The sequence below is a fragment of the Flavobacterium sp. 40-81 genome, from assembly GCF_001898245.1.
GTDB lineage: Bacteria > Bacteroidota > Bacteroidia > Flavobacteriales > Flavobacteriaceae > Flavobacterium > Flavobacterium inviolabile.
The window spans coordinates 35854-55431 of record NZ_MKTM01000036.1 but is presented as its reverse complement, the minus strand read 5'-3'; the positions used below and the strand labels follow the sequence as shown (position 1 = coordinate 55431).

Below are 19578 nucleotides of genomic sequence, written 5' to 3'. Positions count from 1 at the left end.
TGGTTTCGTTTATGATATTACTGGAGTAGTGAATCCTGCTTATCCTTTAGGTGTAAAAGGGCAGTTGAGTATGGAAATAAACCCAGTTAACCTGAACACAGCACAATGGAAAGTAATATTACCTATGGGAATGCGTGGCTCAGACGAACCAAGCACTTTTACGATACCGACTAACGTAACACTAACAAAAGTTAATTAGTAACATAAAAAAGTTGGGAAGTTTTATCGGGTTTTATATACTTTTTGGTACTATTATTCAATGACGATATTGCTGCAATTTGTTTGTTACAACTGACCTAATTGCTATCAGGTTTTTGTGTTATATCATATAGACATATTTTTTAATTAGTGATTATATATCCGTTTAGTATGAGATAAGTTAATCCTGTTAAACTCATATATTATGAAAAAAATAGTATACCTGTTTTTATTAATGTTTATTACCACGTTTTCTTATTCGCAACAGGAAAAAATTGAGGAAATAAGACAATATTACAACCCCAATTTTAACACAAGTCCTTTTTATATTTATTACTATAAGGATATAAATAACTATTTTACCCCATTTATCGGAACCTGGATTTACCAAAACGGGAACCAAACTTTTATTATTAACTTCTGGAAGGAAACTAAAAGTGCCTATCTTGATAAAAAACCAAAGCATTATATTGATGAGTTGAAAGGACATTATAAATTAGTTCAAAATTACGGGCAGCCAAACGAGCAGGTGATTTATACCTCACAAAAAAATGTAGGTAATTCCATTACGCCGTGGCCTACTATCGTTATGGCAAATCAGCCAATGGAATCATATATAATGAGAGGTACTATTTTTGACGTTGCCGGTGTATTAAACCCTTCGTACCCAACAGGGGTAAGGGGGGATTTAGAAATGATAATTAATCCGGCTAATCCTAATACGGCGCAATGGAAAGTTAAATTACCGCCGGGTATACGTCTTTCTGACCAGCCAAGTACCTTTACGATACCCACTAATATAACACTAACAAAAGTTAATCAGTAACATAAAAAGCCGGGAAGTTTTATCGGGTTTTATATACTTTTTGGTACTACTATTCAATGAAGATATTGCTGCAATTTGTTTGTTATAGCTTAACGGTTTTTGTGTTATATCATATAGACATATTTTTAATTAGTGATTATATATCCGTTTAGTATGAGATAAGTTAATCCTGTTAAACTCATATATTATGAAAAAAATAGTATACCTGTTTTTATTAATGTTTATTGCCACGTTTTCTTATTCGCAACAGGAAAAAATTGAGGAAATAAAAAATTTTCGTAATCAATATTTTACGAAAAATACGCGCCTTACCTATTATTTCAAAGATGTTAATAATTATTTCGCGCCATTTATTGGAACCTGGATTTATCAAAACGGGAACCAAACTTTTGTTATTAACTTCTGGAAGGAAACTAAAAATGCTTATCTTAATGAAACCCCAAAATATTATATTGATGAATTACGGGGTCACTATAAATTAGTTCAAAATTACGGGCAGTCAAACGAACAGCTAATTTATACCTCACAGATAAACATTGGTAATTCCATTACGCCTTGGCCAACCATAGTTACTGCAAATCAACCAATTGAACTGTATAAAATGGGTGGTTTCGTTTATGATGTGACAGGAATAGTGAATCCAGCTTATCCTTTGGGGGTAAGAGGAGAATTGGAGATGATAATTAATCCAGCTAATCCTAATACGGCGCAATGGAAAGTTAAATTACCGCCGGGTATACGTCTTTCTGACCAGCCAAGTACTTTTACGATACCCACTAACATAACACTAACAAAAGTTAATCAGTAACATAAAAAAGCCGGGAAGTTTTATCGGGTTTTATATACTTTTTGATACTACTATTCAATGACGATATTGCTACAATTTGTTTGTTACAGCTGACCTAATTGCTATCAGGTTTTTGTGTTATATCATACAGACATATTTTTTAATTAGTGATTATATATCCGTTTAGTATGAGATAAATTAATCCCGTTAAACACATATATTATGAAAAAAATAGTATACCTGTTTTTATTAATGTTTACAGTCTTTTTTTCTTACGCACAGACAGAGAAAATAGAGGACATAAGACAATTTTACAACTCTAATTTTAAAAAGAGTTCTCTAATTATTTATTACTATAAGGATGTAAACAATTATTTTACTCCATTTATCGGAACCTGGATTTACCAAAACGGTAACCAAACTTTTGTTATGAAGTTTTGGAAAGAAACGAAAGTCAGCTACATCAATGAAAATCCGAAGTTTTATATAGACGAATTATGCGGACACTATAAATTAGTTCAGAATTACGGGCAGCCAAATGAACAAGTTATTTATACATCTGAAAAAAATATAGGTAATTCAGTCACCCCATGGCCCACTATTGTAATGTCCAACCAACCAACGGAACCATACAAAATGACTGGTACCATTTATGATGTAGCAGGTCCGCTAAACCCATCATATCCGACAGGGGTAACAGGACGATTAGAAATGATAATCAATCCGGTTAATCCTGATACAGCGCAATGGGAGGTAACTTTACCTATGGGAATGCGTGGCTTAGATCAACCGAGTACTTTTACAATACCCACTAACATAACACTAACAAAAGTGAATTAGAAATATAAAAGCAGCCTCTTTTATAAACCCTGTATTTTACGGGCTTTTGACGTTGGTTATCCATTACTTTCCTTATCGCCATGTCCGAATATGACTTTCGCACAGATAACGGCAAATCTTTAAAATAAAAACAACTTATCGTATATTTGATTAAAATATACTTATATTATTATTAATTTACTACAAATAATACAAGCTTCTTACAAAAACACGTAATTCTACCTGATATCCATCCTGCCAATCTGTCTATTTTTGTATAAACTTAACCACAAAATTTACATTTATGGAACAAATTATTGGACAAATCCAGGCGTTTGGATTTGGTTTCGCACCAGCACAATGGGCTTTTTGCGACGGACAAATTATGTCAATTGCCCAAAACACGGCTTTATTTTCTTTGTTAGGAACTACTTTCGGAGGAAACGGACAAACTACATTTGCTTTACCTGATTTAAGAGGACGTTCTATCGTTCACCCGGGATCAGGACCAGGATTAACACCAGTTCAGTGGGGAGAATCAGGAGGAGCACAAAGTATTACCTTATCACTTGCTAACGTACCGGCTCACGTTCACCCGTTAGTTCCGGGAACAGGAGCAGGACAGGTAAATGTTTCAACAGTTATCCATACCAATACCGGTAACCCGGTTAACGAATCCGATAACGGAAACAACAGTTTTGGTACTGGTGGAGCAGCTCCAAATACCTATAGCGAACCGCCTTTTTCAGGGACAGACAAAGTAGGTAACATTACTACGGCTATTAGCGGAAGTACAGGTATTGCAGGAAGTAACACTCCATTCTCTATCCGTAACCCTTATTTAGGGATCTACACAAGTATCGCATTATACGGTATCTTCCCTTCTCGTAATTAACGAAAGTAAACAAGTTAATCTTAGGAGAGGAAGAATACGTTCATCCTCTCCTATTATTTTTTTTACATGAGTATAGAAACTAAAATAGGACTATTGATCCCGCAATCCAAACAGTACAAAAAACTGGACAGGGATTTTATACGTGGTATCAAACTCAATAACCTGAATGCCAGATATTACGTTGAAAGTATTGGAATTGGTTCCGATGAACAGTTAATAATAGACAAAATCCAGAAATTTTATTTTCAGGAAGGTATTAATATTATTATCGGATTTTTCGGCCATCACAATATGTCCAGGGTATACGAATATGCTTCCGATAATGATATATTACTGATTGCTTCCGACATTGGGGCTACGGTTCCGTATGCCATGAAAAAGCAAAAAGGTGTCTATATCAATTCATACGGACTAACCGAATCATGTTTCCTGCTCGGTAATCATTTTTCAGCACAGCAATATGATAAAATTGCTTCAGCTACCTCCTACTACGATTCCGGCTACGGAATGTTGTCGGCTATAGAAACATCATTAAGTAAAAACGATATTCTATTTTCCGGACATTACATTACACCTTTCTACCCAAGAGAAAACGAAGCCGAATGCATGCAGTTAACATTAGACCATTATAAACCTGAAATCGTATTTGCATTCTATAGCGGTTTATATGCCGAAGAAAACGCTGCTTTTATCCGTGACAACAAAGTAACGGAGCAATACACGTTTTACACTACCCCTTTTGCTATAAACGATACGATTATAAGCGAATACCAATCCAATGCATTCCCGTTATATGTAGTAGCCTCCTGGTTTGAGAATTATGCTCAAACTTCTGACTGTACTTTCAATACAGAATTTAAGGCACAATATGACGAGCCGGCAACCGTATTTGCTTTATTAGGCTACGAAAATGGTGCACTACTGGCACAACTACTGGAAACAGCCGAAGCAACCGATACACGCACTTTATTACGACATATAAGCACAGTAAAAACCGAAGGGCCACGAGGATCAATACAATTTGATCCCGGAACGAACCGTACAAAATTTGATCATCACATTTATAAACTGGAACGCAATTCGGATGATCAAGTGTTTTTTAACCGGGTGACTACACTGGTAAACGAAGGACACTTTATCGATGAAGTAACGGAACAGGATATGCCCCCAAAAATCGGTGGATGGCAAAATGCCTATTTATGTCATTAAAAATTTAACCTCAATTATTATTCACATGAAGCAGAGATTACTCGCAACCCTCGTATTCCTCTGTACATTTTTTGTACAGCAGAATACAAAAGCGCAAACCCTCGGACCGGGAGACATCGCCTTTATCGGCTATGATTTCGGTACCACAGACGGGTTTTCATTTATCGCCCTCAAGCCCCTTCCGGCCGGTGAAACTATTTACTTTACGGAACAGGGATGGACAACAACAGGTTGGGCCAACAATACAGAGACCCACTTACAATGGGTTATTCCTTCAACGGTACCCTGTGGAACAATCATTTCGATTGTAGAAACTTCAGCTGATAATTTTACCGTAACCGGTACATCAGGAGTTAGTATTGCTTTAAATGCCAACTTTAACTTATCGGGAGGAGACCAGATTCTGGCGTACCAAAGTACATCCGGAGTTCGACCAGCCAGCCCGATCTTTATTTCCGGTGTTCATGGTGACTACAACAGTACCAACTATGATCCCGTTACTACCTGGAATGTAGATACTACAGCTGGTACAGCCGAAAGTATTGTTCCGGCAGGACTTACGAACGGAGTAAACTGTATTTCACTTTTCCCGGCACCGGGACCGGAACTTGCCTACAGCAAGTATAACGGAACTTTAACCGGAACTGCGGCTGCTTTACGAGCAGCTATTAACAATACAGCAAACTGGACTAAAATCGGTACAGCAACTTTAGGAATCTTACCGGCTAATTACCCGACACCAAATGTAAACTGTACCGTTGTTGTAAACCCAACAGTAACAACAACTGCAGCAACCAATATAGGTGCAGTAAGAGCTACTTTAGGTGGTAACGTAACTGCCGATGGTGGTGCTTCTGTTACCGAAAGAGGAGTTGTATGGGCTTTAGGAGCCAATCCAACCACATCAGACAACAAAGTAATTATCGGAAGCGGCACCGGCACCTTTAGTTCGGTTATTTCGTCATTACCATCTGCTACGACTATCCATTTCAGAGCGTATGCTATCAATTCATCAGGAACCGCTTATGGAAGTGATTTAACTTTTACAACGAACGCAGCTTTATCCGCGACAACTTCTTTTACTACAGTTTCCTGTAACGGAGGTTCAAACGGTACGGCTACCGTTACGGCATCAGGAGGTGTAACGCCTTATACGTATTCATGGGCTCCGTCTGGAGGTACAGCTGCATCAGCTACTGGTTTAGCTGTAGGTGTTTATACCTGTACGATTACGGATAACGAAGGAACCAGCATTACCAGATCTGCTACCATTACCCAACCATCTCTTTTAACAGCAACATCATCCAAAACAAATGTAAGCTGTAATGGTGGTTCTAATGGTGTCGCTACAGTAGTACCAACAGGAGGAGCTGCTCCATATACCTATTCATGGGCTCCGTCTGGAGGAACTGCAGCAACCGCTTCCGGTTTAGCAGTAGGAAATTATGTTTGTACTATTACCGATAACAACGGATGTACCATTACAAGAGGCTTTACAATTACTCAGCCAACCGCTATGTCTGTTACCACTTCCAGAACCGATTTATCGTGTAACGGAGGATCAAACGGTGTAGCAAGTGTTAATGTTACAGGTGGAGTGCCACCATATACTTATTCATGGGCGCCATCAGGAGGAACTGCAGCAACCGCTACCGGATTAGCAGCAGGAACTTACACATGTACGATTACGGATTCTAACAGCTGTACAGCTACCCGAACTTTTACGGTTTCTCAGCCAACAGCTATTACAATTACACCGTCACAGACCAATGTTGCCTGTAATGGCGGAAGCAATGGTACGGCTACAGCAACTGTATCCGGCGGTGTTCCGGGATATACCTATTCTTGGGCTCCAACAGGAGGTACAGCGGCAACAGCTACCGGTTTAGCGGCAGGTACCTATACTTGTACCGTAACCGATTTAAACAGCTGTACTAAGACTCAAACCTACACGATTACAGAACCGGCTACTTTCACAGCAACCACTTCTTTTACTACAGTTTCTTGTAATGGTGGTTCAAACGGTACAGCGACTGTAATTCCATCAGGAGGAACAGGACCTTATACGTATTCATGGGCTCCGTCTGGAGGTACTGCAGCAACTGCTTCTGGTTTAGCCGTAGGTGTTTACACTTGTACGATTACAGATGCTAACGCTTGTTCTATTACAAGATCAGTTACCATTACACAACCAACAGCTTTAACTTCTACTGCATCGATGACTACTGTTGCTTGTAACGGTGGTTCAAACGGTGTAGCATCAGTTAACGTTTCTGGTGGTACAGCTCCTTACACCTATTCATGGGCTCCGTCTGGAGGTACTGCAGCAACAGCTACTGGTTTAGCCGTTGGTGTTTATACTGTTACTGTTACCGATGCTAACGCCTGTACATTAACAAGATCATTTACAATTACACAACCGACAGCTTTAACAGCTTCTACTTCTTTTACTACTGTTTCTTGTAACGGTGGTTCAAACGGTACAGCTTCTGTTAACGTTTCCGGTGGTACTCCTGGATATACCTATTCATGGGCTCCAACAGGAGGTACAGCTGCAACTGCAACTGGTTTATCCGTAGGTGTTTATACTTGTACGATTACTGATGCAAATGCATGTACATTAACAAGAACATTTACAATTACACAACCAACAGCTTTAACAGCTACAACATCGATGACTACTGTTTCTTGTAACGGTGGTTCGAATGGTACGGCTACTGTAACCCCTTCAGGAGGAACAGGACCTTACACCTATTCTTGGGCTCCAACTGGAGGTACTGCAGCAACAGCTACTGGTTTAGCCGTTGGTGTTTATACTGTTACTGTTACCGATGCTAACGCCTGTACATTAACAAGATCATTTACAATTACACAACCGACAGCTTTAACAGCTTCTACTTCTTTTACTACTGTTTCTTGTAACGGTGGTTCAAACGGTACAGCTTCTGTTAACGTTTCCGGTGGTACTCCTGGATATACCTATTCATGGGCTCCAACAGGAGGTACAGCTGCAACTGCAACTGGTTTATCCGTAGGTGTTTATACTTGTACGATTACTGATGCAAATGCATGTACATTAACAAGAACATTTACAATTACACAACCAACAGCTTTAACAGCTACAACATCGATGACTACTGTTTCTTGTAACGGTGGTTCGAATGGTACGGCTACTGTAACCCCTTCAGGAGGAACAGGACCTTACACCTATTCTTGGGCTCCAACTGGTGGAACTGCAGCAACTGCTACTGGTTTACCTGTAGGTGTTTATACTTGTACGATCACTGACGCAAATGCTTGTCAGATCACAAGATCAGTTACTATTACACAACCAACAGCTTTAACTTCTACCGCATCGATGACTACTGTTGCTTGTAACGGTGGTTCGAATGGTGTCGCTACAGTTAACGTTTCCGGTGGTACAGCTCCTTACACTTATTCATGGGCTCCATCAGGAGGTACAGCGGCAACAGCTTCTGGTTTAGCCGTTGGTGTTTATACTGTTACTGTTACCGATGCTAATGCATGTACATTAACAAGATCATTCACAATCACACAACCAACAGCTTTAACCTCTACTGCATCGATGACTACTGTTGCCTGCAACGGTGGATCTAATGGTGTAGCTACGGTTAACGTTTCTGGTGGTACAGCTCCTTACACCTATTCATGGGCTCCGTCAGGAGGTACTGCAGCAACAGCTTCTGGTTTAGTGGCAGGTGTTTATACTGTTACTGTTACCGATGCTAATGCATGTACATTAACAAGAACATTTACAATCACACAACCAACAGCTTTAGCAGCTACAACATCGATGACTACTGTTGCTTGCAACGGTGGATCAAACGGTACAGCTACTGTTAACGTTACTGGTGGTACTCCTGGATATACCTATTCATGGGCTCCATCTGGTGGTACAGCTGCAACTGCTACTGGTTTAGTGGCTGGTGTATATACTTGTACAATTACAGATGCTAATGCATGTCAGATCACAAGATCATTTACGATTACACAACCAGCTGCTTTAACAGCTACGACTTCATTCACTACAGTTTCTTGTAATGGTGGTTCGAATGGTACGGCTACTGTAACCCCTTCAGGAGGAACAGGACCTTACACCTATTCATGGGCTCCAACTGGTGGAACTGCAGCAACTGCTACTGGTTTAGCTGTAGGCGTTTATACTTGTACGATCACTGACGCAAATGCTTGTCAGATCACAAGATCGGTTACCATTACACAACCAACAGCTTTAACTTCTACCGCATCGATGACTACTGTTGCTTGTAACGGTGGTTCGAATGGTGTCGCTACAGTTAACGTTTCCGGTGGTACAGCTCCTTACACTTATTCATGGGCTCCATCAGGAGGTACAGCGGCAACAGCTTCTGGTTTAGCCGTTGGTGTTTATACTGTTACTGTTACCGATGCTAATGCATGTACATTAACAAGATCATTCACAATCACACAACCAACAGCTTTAACCTCTACTGCATCGATGACTACTGTTGCCTGCAACGGTGGATCTAATGGTGTAGCTACGGTTAACGTTTCTGGTGGTACAGCTCCTTACACCTATTCATGGGCTCCGTCTGGAGGTACTGCAGCAACAGCTACTGGTTTAGCCGTTGGTGTTTATACTGTTACTGTTACCGATGCTAACGCCTGTACATTAACAAGATCATTTACAATTACACAACCAACGGCTTTAACAGCTACAACATCGATGACTACTGTTTCTTGTAACGGTGGTGCTAATGGTGTAGCTTCTGTTAACGTTACTGGTGGTACTCCTGGATATACCTATTCATGGGCTCCAACTGGTGGTACAGCTGCAACTGCTACTGGTTTAGCAGCTGGTGTATATACGTGTACAATTACAGATGCTAACGCCTGTACAATCACAAGAACATTTACAGTTACACAACCTGCAGCTTTAACAGCTACAACATCCATGACTACTGTTGCTTGTAACGGTGGTACTAACGGGGTAGCTACTGTTAATGTTTCCGGTGGTACTCCTGGATATACCTATTCTTGGGCTCCATCTGGTGGAACTGCAGCAACTGCTACTGGTTTAGCAGCTGGTGTATATACTTGTACAATTACAGATGCTAACGCCTGTACAATTACAAGAACATTTACAATTACACAGCCTTCTGCTTTAACAGCTACTACATCGATGACTACAGTTTCTTGTAACGGTGGTACTAATGGTGTCGCTACTGTTAACGTTTCCGGTGGTACTCCTGGATATACCTATTCTTGGGCTCCAACTGGTGGAACTGCAGCAACTGCTTCTGGTTTAGCAGCTGGTGTATATACGTGTACAATTACAGATGCTAACGCCTGTACAATCACAAGAACATTTACAATTACACAACCTGCTGCTTTAGTCGCTACGGCTGCTGCACAGACAAACGTTTCTTGTAACGGTGGTACTAATGCTTCTGCTACTGTTCGGCTACTGTAGCAGTAACAGGTGGAACAGGTGCTTATACTTATGTTTGGGCTCCAACTGGTGGAACTGCTGCAACTGCAACAGGATTAACTGCCGGTACCTATACTGTAACTGCAACAGATGCTAACGGATGTACAGCAACACAATCATTCACAATTACACAACCTGTTGCTTTAGTCGCTACGGCTGCTGCGCAGACAAACGTTTCTTGTAATGGTGGTGCTAACGCTTCGGCTACTGTAGCTATAACAGGTGGAACAGGTGCTTATACTTACGTTTGGGCTCCAACTGGCGGAACTGCTGCAACTGCAACAGGATTAACTGCCGGTACCTATACTGTAACTGCAACAGATGCTAACGGATGTAGTACAACACAATCGTTCACAATTACTGAGCCTGCTGCTTTAGTAGCTTCAGCTTCAGCTCAAACGAATGTTGCTTGTAACGGTGGATCTAATGGTTCTGCTACTGTAGCAGTAACGGGTGGAACAGGTGCTTATACTTATGTTTGGGCTCCAACTGGTGGAACTGCTGCAACCGCTTCTGGTCTTGCTGCCGGTACCTATACCGTAACAGTTACAGATGCTAACGGATGTAGTGCAACACAATCGTTCACAATCACACAACCGGCTGCTGTTAACATTACTTCTCAACCGGGTAACAGTACTATTACTGTTGGTGGAAATGCAACTTTCACAGTTACGGCAACTAACGCAACTGTTTATCAGTGGCAAGTGAGTACTAACAATGGTGGTACCTGGAATGATATCAATAACGGTGGAACAAACCCTGTAGTTTCAGGAGCAACAACCAATACCCTTACATTAACAAATGTACCGGTATCATACAATGGATATCAGTTCAGAGCGAATGTGGCTAACGGTACTTGTACTGCAATTGCTACAACCGCTGGTGTATTAACGGTTAACAATCTTGTTATTCTTGCTGTTAATGACAATTTCACTACTACTCCTGTTTATGCTGGTTCTGGTGGTGTTGCTGGTGATGTTACGTTAAACGATACCTTAAACGGTCTTCCGGTTAACGATAGCGACATAACCATCACATTAGTTAACAACGGTGGTTTAACCGGTGCTACAATCAATGCCAATGGTGAGATAAACGTACCTGTAGGAACTACTCCGGGAACGTATACAATGACTTACTCTATCTGTGAGGTTGCAAACAGTACTAACTGTAGTACTGCAACAGCAATTGTTTTAGTTGAGCCAGGAATGAGTGTTAAAGATTTCGGCACAATGCTGGTTAACATCTATCCTAACCCGGCTACTACTACAGTAACGATTAAGTTGATGAACAACATTTCTAATGCAAGCGTGACTGTGTTCGATATGAACGGACGTCAGGTGTTGCGTCAGAATTTACACAACGAAGAGAGCAGCATTAATGTTGATCAATTCGAAGCGGGTGTTTACATCTTCAACATCGTAACCGATCAAGGTAAAACAACTAAGAGACTGATCAAAACAAACAAATAGTTCTGATCGAACTCAATAAAAAGAAAACATCCGCTATATGCGGATGTTTTTGTTTTTAGGGGGAGGTGGTTGGGGAAGCAAAGGGCAAAGAGCAAAAGGCAATAGATAATGAAGAATTAGGAATCAGGAATAGGAATGAAGGATCAGGAATGAAGGATCAGGAATGAAGGATCAGGAATGAAGGATCAGGAATGAAGGATCAGGAATGAAGGATCAGGAATGAAGGATCAGGAATGAAGGATCAGGAATGGGCATAAAAAAAGCAACTCTTTCGAGTTGCTTTTTTTATGTTGTAATCAAAGTAAGAATTATTTCTGAGCGTTTACTTTCATACTTAATTCCATTGAAATAGCGGAACGCTCATATTTAAGTTTTCCGGCCATCGTTTCAATTACGATTGTATCCTCATAAAGTTCAGCGATTTTTCCATGCATACCGGATTTGGTAACAATCTTATCCCCTACTTTAATATCTTTTTCAAATTGTTTTTCTTTTTTCTGTCTTGTCTGTTGCGGTCTGATCATTAAGAAATAAACCACCACGAACATTAATATTATTGGTAAAAACTGACTTATTTGTCCCATATTTAAATTATTTAGCCTTTGGCGTTACTTCAGCCTTGATTGTAACTGTTTCAGTTCCTTTAGCTGTATTGGTTGTTAATGTAACTGTTTTTTGTTGTTGTCCCGGTTTTCCTGTAGAATCAAAAGTAACTTTCAACGGTACAGAAGCTCCCGGTTTGATTGGTTCTTTTGGCCATTCCGGTACTGTACATCCACAGCTTCCCTGTGCATTTACAATAATTAAATCGGCTTCTCCTTCATTGGTAACTGTAAATACAGTTTCCGCTTTATCTCCTTCGTTGATTGTTCCGAAATTGTGCTCTTCTTCGTTGAATTTAATTACAGGTAATTTCCCTGAAGCTTCGTTGTTTTTAGTGGCAAGCTCAACACTCGCATCATCAATTTTATCCGATGCATTTTCTTTTTTACAAGAAGTTGTTAGCACTAATGAAGCTATGGCTAACATTCCAAGAGTTTTGTTAATCATATTTGTTTTTTTACAATTTTACATTAAACCTCTGCCGGTTTTGATCAGTTTATTTTCTTTTTGATAATCTTTAACCAGATTATCTAAAATTCCGTTGATAAAAATACTACTTTTTGGAGTAGAATACTCTTTCGCAATTTCTAAATATTCGTTAATTGTTACTTTTACCGGAATAGACGGGAATTTTAAAAATTCACAAATCGCCATTTTAAGGATAATGGCATCAATCTCGGCAATACGTTCTGCATCCCAGTTAGGTGTCTTATCAATAAATTCTTTGGTTAACTCCGAATTGTTAAGGATCGTTTTGCGGAATAAGTTTCGAACAAACTCCTTATCATCAATATCCTTATACAGCTTCGGTACAATAACAGCATCCGGATTGGTATCCTTAATTTGCTTTAACTGCTTCTGAATAGCGGTATTTACCAATGGAATATCATCCACCCATGTTAGTTTGTTATCTTCCAGATAATCGTATAACTTTTCATTCGGTGCAATTATTTCGGTAAAGATATCTTCTACAAACTGCTTGTCTTCCTCAAAGTCATTCACATCATTGTGCATGTAGTCGGCATACAACTTACTGTTTTTGATGTCCTCCAATAAAATAAGGATATAATCGTCGTTATTTTTCCAGTTGTTGATTTTTCTGTCTTCTAACGCAATGCTTAACGAGTTGTTTTCGGAAAGGATTTCCAAAACGGCATTGCTGACAAATTTTTTATTGGGATTGCGTTCTTCCTTAGTGGCAAGGTGCTTTTTACTCGATTTATCGATGAAATCCTCTTCTGCTCTTTTGATTTCTACCAGAGAAGAAAGCATAATGAGGTATAAATCCTGAATATTTTCTATACTATAGAACAGGAATTTCTCCTCTTTTTCAAGATTATCTGAACTATTTTGATGCATGGCATATATTGACTGCATCACTTTCACACGAATATGTCTTCTGTTTAACATCCTGCTGTAAGAACTTTTAAAAATTAAAGAAGCGAAAGAAAAATTCTTTCGCTCCGCAAAATTATGAAATATATTATTTGAAAACTACTACTTCGTGTTTTCTTTTTTTCTTGCATCAATACGATTCTGCGCCATTCTCATAGCTGCCTGGTGCGTAGTAATGTTATTCTCTTTTGCATAATTGAAAATATCCAATGTAGTATTGAAGATATTTTCTGTTCTGCGCATAGCTTCCTCTTTACCATATCCGGCGATTTCTCCGTATACGTTAATGATTCCACCGGCATTGATTAAGAAATCCGGAGCATATAAAATACCTCTTTCCTGTAATCTTGCACCGTGAACGTTTTCAACAGCTAACTGGTTGTTTGCTGCTCCGGCAATTACTTTTGCCTGGATTTTTTCGATAGTATCATCGTTGATTGTTGCCCCTAAAGCACAAGGAGCATAGATATCCACATCAGCACTGTACAAATCCGCACCGCTGAATACTTTAGCACCATATTTAGCACCAACTTCCTGTAAACGTCCTTCGTTAATATCTGTAATCTGTACCAAAGCACCTTCCTTAGTGATTAACTCTACTAAAGTTTCACCTACGTGTCCGATACCCTGTACTAAGATTTTTTTACCTTCTAAATTATCCGAACCAAACTGGTATTTAGCTGCCGCTTTCATTCCCATATAAACACCATAAGCTGTTACAGGAGAAGGATTACCGGAACCACCTCTTGATTCTGAAATACCCGTTACATAAGGCGTTACATCACGGATAAGATCCATATCAGCTGTAGTAGAACCTACATCTTCAGCAGTAATATACTTACCGCTTAATGAGTTTACAAACTGTCCGAATCTCGTGATCATCTCCGGAGTTTTATCCGTTTTTGAATCACCAATGATTACCGCTTTACCACCACCTAAATCTAATCCTGAAATTGCTGATTTGAAAGTCATTCCACGAGACAGACGCAAAACATCGTTTAATGCTTCCCATTCGTTAGTGTATTTCCAGATTCTTGTTCCTCCCAAAGCAGGTCCTAAAACTGTGTTATGAACACCAATTATTGCTTTTAAACCAGTATCTTTGTCGTGACAAAATACGATTTGCTCATGATTATCAAATGAAACTTGACCAAAAACCGGGTCAATTTTATGAAGCTCATTAGCAGTTGTAACTTCTGTTATCATGTTTTAAATTTTATTTTGAGGTTGAAATTTATTCAAAAATAGATTGCAAAATTACACTTATATTCAGAATAATTCAACATAAATCGGTATTTTTAATTATTCATTAATAATTATTTTTAAAACCAACTTTTAAAATAACAATAAAAAACACAGCATTTTAACATCAAAACAATATATAAAGCAAAACAATTCGTTTAAAAATGAAAGAACTACAATATTTAAACAAATATTTCATCAAATATAAATACCGCTTTTTATTAGGAATCATAATTACAATTGTAGCCCAATTCTTTACACTCTATACCCCTAAACTGGTTGGCGATTCTATAAAGGCATTGGAAAACAGTAAATTAGACGCTTCCGTGGTGCGGAGCCTGCTGTTGGAAAACATCATTTTGATATTGACCACTACCCTGATCGCCGGTTTTTTAACCTTCCTGATGCGTCAGACCTTAATTGTAATGTCCCGTCATGTCGAATTTGATTTAAAGAATGAAGTATTCCAGCAATACGAACGCCTTTCGCAAAATTTCTATAAGAAAAACAGAACCGGTGATTTAATGAACCGTATCAGCGAAGACGTTGGAAAAGTGCGCCAGTATGTGGGACCGGCCGTGATGTATTCCATCAATACCGTTATCCGCTTTGCCGTTGTTACGGTACAAATGTATATTATCTCGCCAAAGCTTACCTTATACTCATTACTGCCATTGCCATTCCTGGCCTACAGTATTTTTAAGATCAGCTCCGAGATCAACAAGCGCAGCACCTTATACCAGCAAAACCTCTCCAGGCTTTCCACCTTTACTCAGGAAATGTTTTCCGGAATACGGGTTATTAAAGCCTATTCCATTGAAAATGAAAAACAGGAAGACTTTATAAAACTATCGCAGGACAGTAAAAACAAAAACATGCAGCTGGCCAAAGTGAACGCCCTTTTCGGTCCGTTAATGATACTGTTAATCGGTGCCAGTAACCTTGTTGTAATTTACGTTGGCGGTATGATGTATATTAACGGCAGCATTCCGGATATTGGCGTGATCGCACAGTTTATACTTTACATCAACATGCTTACCTGGCCGGTAGCCTCTTTAGGGTGGGTATCCTCTATGGTTCAGGAAGCGGAAGCCTCTCAAAAAAGAATCAACGAATTCCTGAAAATTGAACCGGAAATCCAAAACACCGTACCGGAGAAAACCGAAATTGAAGGCGAAATTGCTTTCGAAGACGTTACCTTTGTGTATGAAGACACAAACATCAAAGCCCTGAACAATGTTTCCTTCCGTATCAAAAAAGGCGAAACACTTGCCATATTAGGTAAAACCGGTTCCGGTAAATCAACAATACTCTCCTTAATAAGCAGACTGTATGATGTTAATGAAGGTGCCGTAAAAATTGACCATCGAAACATTGACACCTTAAATTTATTTGATGTCAGAAACAATATTGGCTTTGTACCGCAGGATGCTTTCCTTTTCTCCGATTCGATCAAAAACAACATCAAATTCGGAAATGAAGAAGCAACCGACGAAGAAGTAATCGAAGCCGCTAAAAAGGCAGTCGTTCACAAAAACATCGTTAAATTCAAAAACCAGTACGATACCATATTGGGTGAAAGAGGTATCACACTTTCCGGCGGACAGAAGCAGCGGGTTTCCATTGCACGTGCCTTAATTAAAAACGCTCCGATACTACTTTTAGACGATTGCCTGTCGGCAGTCGATACCGAGACAGAAGAGGCAATTTTGAGCAATTTAATGGAATTCTGTAAAGATAAAACTACAATTATTGTCAGTCACAGGGTTTCTTCAGCCAAAAATGCCGACCAGATTATCATTCTTGACGACGGAAAAATAATCCAGCAAGGAACTCATAATCAATTAGTAAACCAGGAAGGCTATTATAAAGACTTATATTTTAAGCAACTTTCGGAAAAAGAATTACAATAAATGTTGGTTATTTTGGTTTTTTTTTAGATTTTTGAGTTCTACTTAACACAATTAATAATTGACAGAAGGATTATGAGAGAAAATGAAATGTTAGAAAAAGAAGAAATTTTTTCTAAAGTTTTACGAGCAGGAAGAAGAACGTATTTCTTCGATGTGAGAGCTACAAAAGCTGACGATTACTACATTACCATCACCGAAAGCAAGAAATTTACGGAAGATGATGGTTCATTCCATTTCAAAAAACACAAAATTTATTTATATAAAGAGGATTTTGTTGCTTTTAAAGAGATTTTAAATGAAATGACTTCTTATGTTTTAAACCATAAAGGAGAAGAAGTAATTTCTGAAAGACACCAAAAAGACTTTAAAAAAGAATATTTTTCAGAGAAAACAGAAGAAACGAAATCTTCCGGAAGCTTCACTGATATTGACTTTGATGATATTTAATATTGAATAGAACTATACACTATAAAAGCCTGAAAAATTAATATTTTCAGGCTTTTTTATTTTTAGCTGCTTCCCTTCCGCTACACTCGATTTATTATTTTATTTTTGTTAAAGCCTAATCCATTAGTCCCGATACCTATGCCTAAAATTTTAATTATTGAAGACGATACAAGAGTCGCCGAACTGCTAAAAAGAGGCCTGGATGAAGAAGGCTATGAAACCCAGCTGGCCTATGACGGGGAAATGGGGAAAAAGCTTTCCTTATACAACACTTACGATCTTGTGATTACCGATATCGTATTGCCCAAGATCAGCGGACTGGATTTGTGCCAGTCGATTAAAAACAGTAATCCCGGCTTACCGATTATTATGCTGACGGCTTTGGGAACGACCGATGACAAAGTTGACGGTTTCGATGCCGGAGCCGATGACTACCTCGTCAAACCATTTGATTTCAGGGAATTAATGGCACGCATCCGGGTATTGCTGAAACGCAGTACAAACGCACCAAATTATACCGACAAATTCACTTACCAGGATCTGGAACTGGATTATAACACCAAAACTATTAAACGCTCCGGAAAAGAAATCAGCTTAACGCCAAAAGAGTTCAAGCTTCTGGAATACATGATGCAAAATGCCGAACGCGTACTGAGCCGGACCGAAATTGCCGAAAAAGTATGGAACACCCATTTTGATACCGGAACCAATTTTATCGATGTTTACATCAATTATCTCCGCAAAAAGATTGACAAGGATTTCGACAACAAACTGATCCATACAAAATCGGGTATGGGATTTATTCTGAAACTGGAAAGCAACGACTAAATGACAATTACAAACAGACTCAGCCTATTATTTACCTTTCTGACGGCTTCCATCGTGTTGGTCTTTGCAGTCATTATCTACCTGTCCGGCGAAAAAAGCAGGGAAAGAGCCTTCTATAAAAGCCTGAACAAAGAAGCCATCACAAAAGCCAACCTGTTTTTCAAGGCTAAAATTGACACCCAGACCCTGCAGGCGATTTACACCAATAACCGTTCGATAATCAACGAAGTTGAAGTTGCCATTTATGACGATTCCTTTAACTTATTATACCATGATGATGTGGATATTGATATCGTAAAAGAAAATAAAAAAATGCTCCATTCCGTTTTGAAAAAAAAGGAAATCCGTTTCTATCTCGACAAATGGCAGGCTATCGGTTTAAAATACGAATATCAAAACAAGAACTATATTATCATGGCGGCGGCCTATGACCAGAACGGTTACCACAGTTCCGATTCCATTAAACGCACCATCCTTATTTTATTCTTCTCCTCTATCCTGTTTATCTATATCATGGGGCGCATCTTTTCCAAAAAAGCCTTATCGCCGGTGAGCAATATTGTAGCCAACGTAAAGGTGATCTCGGCAACCAATCTGGATTTAAGAGTACAAATACCCAATAGTAAAGACGAAATTGCTGAGCTGGCAACCACTTTTAACGAAATGCTGAACCGCCTGGAAAAATCATTTGAAGCACAAAAAGATTTTGTTTCCAATATTTCACACGAACTGCGCACGCCATTAACAGCTATGCTAACCGAACTGCAGCTGTCAGTGAGCAATATGCGCACCAACGAAGAATATCAAAAATCCATTACAAACGCGATAAATGATGCGCAAAAGCTGGTCCGGTTATCCAACAGTCTGCTGGATCTTGCCAAAGCCAATTATGACCAGGCAGAAATCGGACTGAAAGAAATTCGCCTCGACGAAGTCTTACTGGATGCGCGGAACGATGTGATGCACAACCAGCCGGAATTTAAAGTAAACCTTATTTTTGAAAAGGAAATTGAAGACGACGATTTTATATCCGTAAAAGGCAATGAATACCTGCTGAAAGTTGCCTTTATGAATCTGATCGAAAACGGCTGTAAATTTTCGGAAGAAAAGGAAAGTACCGTAGCGATAACCTATTTTAAAACAAAAACGATAATCCGTTTTCAGGACAACGGTATCGGGATCAATAACGAAGATCTGCCGAATATCTTCACTCCTTTTTTCAGAGGTGACAACAAGAATTTTGCCGGAGGAAACGGGATCGGCCTGTCCCTGACCCAAAAGATAATTGCCTTGCATAACGGTAGTATTTCCGTAGTGTCCGAACCCGGCCAGGGAACCACCTTTACAATCGAATTACCCCATATTTAAGCAATTCTATACAGTAAAATAACCAACCCTTCCGCAAAATACACGATCGAAAGGAATGAAAGCAAAGCTTTTACAGGTGAGATTGTTA

At 39.2% G+C, this 19578-nt stretch carries 16 protein-coding genes and 1 pseudogene; 13 read left to right on the top strand and 4 right to left on the bottom strand.

Features of this window, described 5'->3' with window-relative positions; all coding sequences use genetic code 11:
* The 9 genes and pseudogenes from BGO42_RS14885 to BGO42_RS14850 form a co-directional block, all read left to right on the top strand.
* Positions 1–199, top strand: a 199-nt coding sequence (locus tag BGO42_RS14885; protein WP_286749455.1) for a hypothetical protein, incomplete at its 5' end; no start/stop codon positions are given.
* A gap of 204 nt (positions 200–403) precedes the next feature.
* Positions 404–1024, top strand: coding sequence for a DUF6705 family protein (locus BGO42_RS14880; RefSeq protein ID WP_286749453.1), 621 nt, complete (start codon positions 404–406; stop codon positions 1022–1024).
* 187 nt (positions 1025–1211) lie between these two features.
* The gene (locus BGO42_RS14875; RefSeq protein WP_273243474.1) at positions 1212–1832 is read left to right on the top strand and encodes a DUF6705 family protein; all 621 of its coding nucleotides are present in this window, start codon (positions 1212–1214) and stop codon (positions 1830–1832) included.
* A 201-nt stretch (positions 1833–2033) separates the two neighbouring features.
* Positions 2034–2651 carry a DUF6705 family protein gene (locus tag BGO42_RS14870; RefSeq protein ID WP_273243476.1) on the top strand — a complete coding sequence of 206 codons (618 nt, stop codon included), beginning with the start codon at positions 2034–2036 and terminating at the stop codon, positions 2649–2651.
* Between the two features lie 283 nt (positions 2652–2934).
* Positions 2935–3525 (top strand): phage tail protein, encoded by a 591-nt coding sequence (locus BGO42_RS14865; protein ID WP_273243478.1) that lies wholly within the window; start codon positions 2935–2937, stop codon positions 3523–3525.
* A 66-nt stretch (positions 3526–3591) separates the two neighbouring features.
* Positions 3592–4734, top strand: a complete 1143-nt coding sequence (locus tag BGO42_RS14860) for an ABC transporter substrate-binding protein (protein ID WP_273243480.1) — start codon at positions 3592–3594, stop codon at positions 4732–4734.
* Positions 4735–4759: 25 nt separating this feature from the next.
* Positions 4760–10207, top strand: coding sequence for a beta strand repeat-containing protein (locus tag BGO42_RS14855; protein WP_286749452.1), 5448 nt, complete (start codon positions 4760–4762; stop codon positions 10205–10207).
* Between the two features lie 143 nt (positions 10208–10350).
* Positions 10351–10698 (top strand): annotated as a pseudogene (locus BGO42_RS17925) (hypothetical protein); the annotation flags it as partial.
* A 231-nt stretch (positions 10699–10929) separates the two neighbouring features.
* A complete protein-coding gene (locus tag BGO42_RS14850) occupies positions 10930–11694 on the top strand; it encodes a T9SS type A sorting domain-containing protein (RefSeq protein WP_286749451.1) in 765 nt (254 codons plus the stop codon).
* 308 nt (positions 11695–12002) lie between these two features.
* Here BGO42_RS14850 and yajC read toward each other — a convergent pair whose 3' ends face one another.
* From yajC to BGO42_RS14830, 4 genes are all read right to left on the bottom strand, one after another.
* Complete coding sequence (yajC, locus tag BGO42_RS14845) at positions 12003–12278, bottom strand: preprotein translocase subunit YajC (protein ID WP_177734277.1); 276 nt, start codon at positions 12276–12278, stop codon at positions 12003–12005.
* A 7-nt stretch (positions 12279–12285) separates the two neighbouring features.
* Positions 12286–12744 carry a DUF1573 domain-containing protein gene (locus BGO42_RS14840; protein ID WP_177734276.1) on the bottom strand — a complete coding sequence of 153 codons (459 nt, stop codon included), beginning with the start codon at positions 12742–12744 and terminating at the stop codon, positions 12286–12288.
* An 18-nt stretch (positions 12745–12762) separates the two neighbouring features.
* A complete protein-coding gene (nusB, locus tag BGO42_RS14835; protein WP_273247082.1) occupies positions 12763–13707 on the bottom strand; it encodes a transcription antitermination factor NusB in 945 nt (314 codons plus the stop codon).
* Between the two features lie 87 nt (positions 13708–13794).
* A complete protein-coding gene (locus tag BGO42_RS14830; RefSeq protein ID WP_177734274.1) occupies positions 13795–14898 on the bottom strand; it encodes a Glu/Leu/Phe/Val dehydrogenase dimerization domain-containing protein in 1104 nt (367 codons plus the stop codon).
* Between the two features lie 200 nt (positions 14899–15098).
* On the opposite strand from BGO42_RS14830, the gene BGO42_RS14825 reads away from it, so the two are divergent.
* The 4 genes from BGO42_RS14825 (at position 15099) to BGO42_RS14810 (ending at position 19490) form a co-directional block, all read left to right on the top strand.
* Positions 15099–16847, top strand: a complete 1749-nt coding sequence (locus tag BGO42_RS14825) for an ABC transporter ATP-binding protein (RefSeq protein WP_273247083.1) — start codon at positions 15099–15101, stop codon at positions 16845–16847.
* Between the two features lie 72 nt (positions 16848–16919).
* Positions 16920–17294 (top strand): PUR family DNA/RNA-binding protein, encoded by a 375-nt coding sequence (locus tag BGO42_RS14820; protein ID WP_177734272.1) that lies wholly within the window; start codon positions 16920–16922, stop codon positions 17292–17294.
* A 138-nt stretch (positions 17295–17432) separates the two neighbouring features.
* A complete protein-coding gene (locus BGO42_RS14815) occupies positions 17433–18122 on the top strand; it encodes a response regulator transcription factor (protein ID WP_177734271.1) in 690 nt (229 codons plus the stop codon).
* The gene (locus tag BGO42_RS14810) at positions 18123–19490 is read left to right on the top strand and encodes a sensor histidine kinase (protein WP_177734270.1); all 1368 of its coding nucleotides are present in this window, start codon (positions 18123–18125) and stop codon (positions 19488–19490) included.
* The last annotated feature ends 88 nt before the right edge of the window (positions 19491–19578 follow it).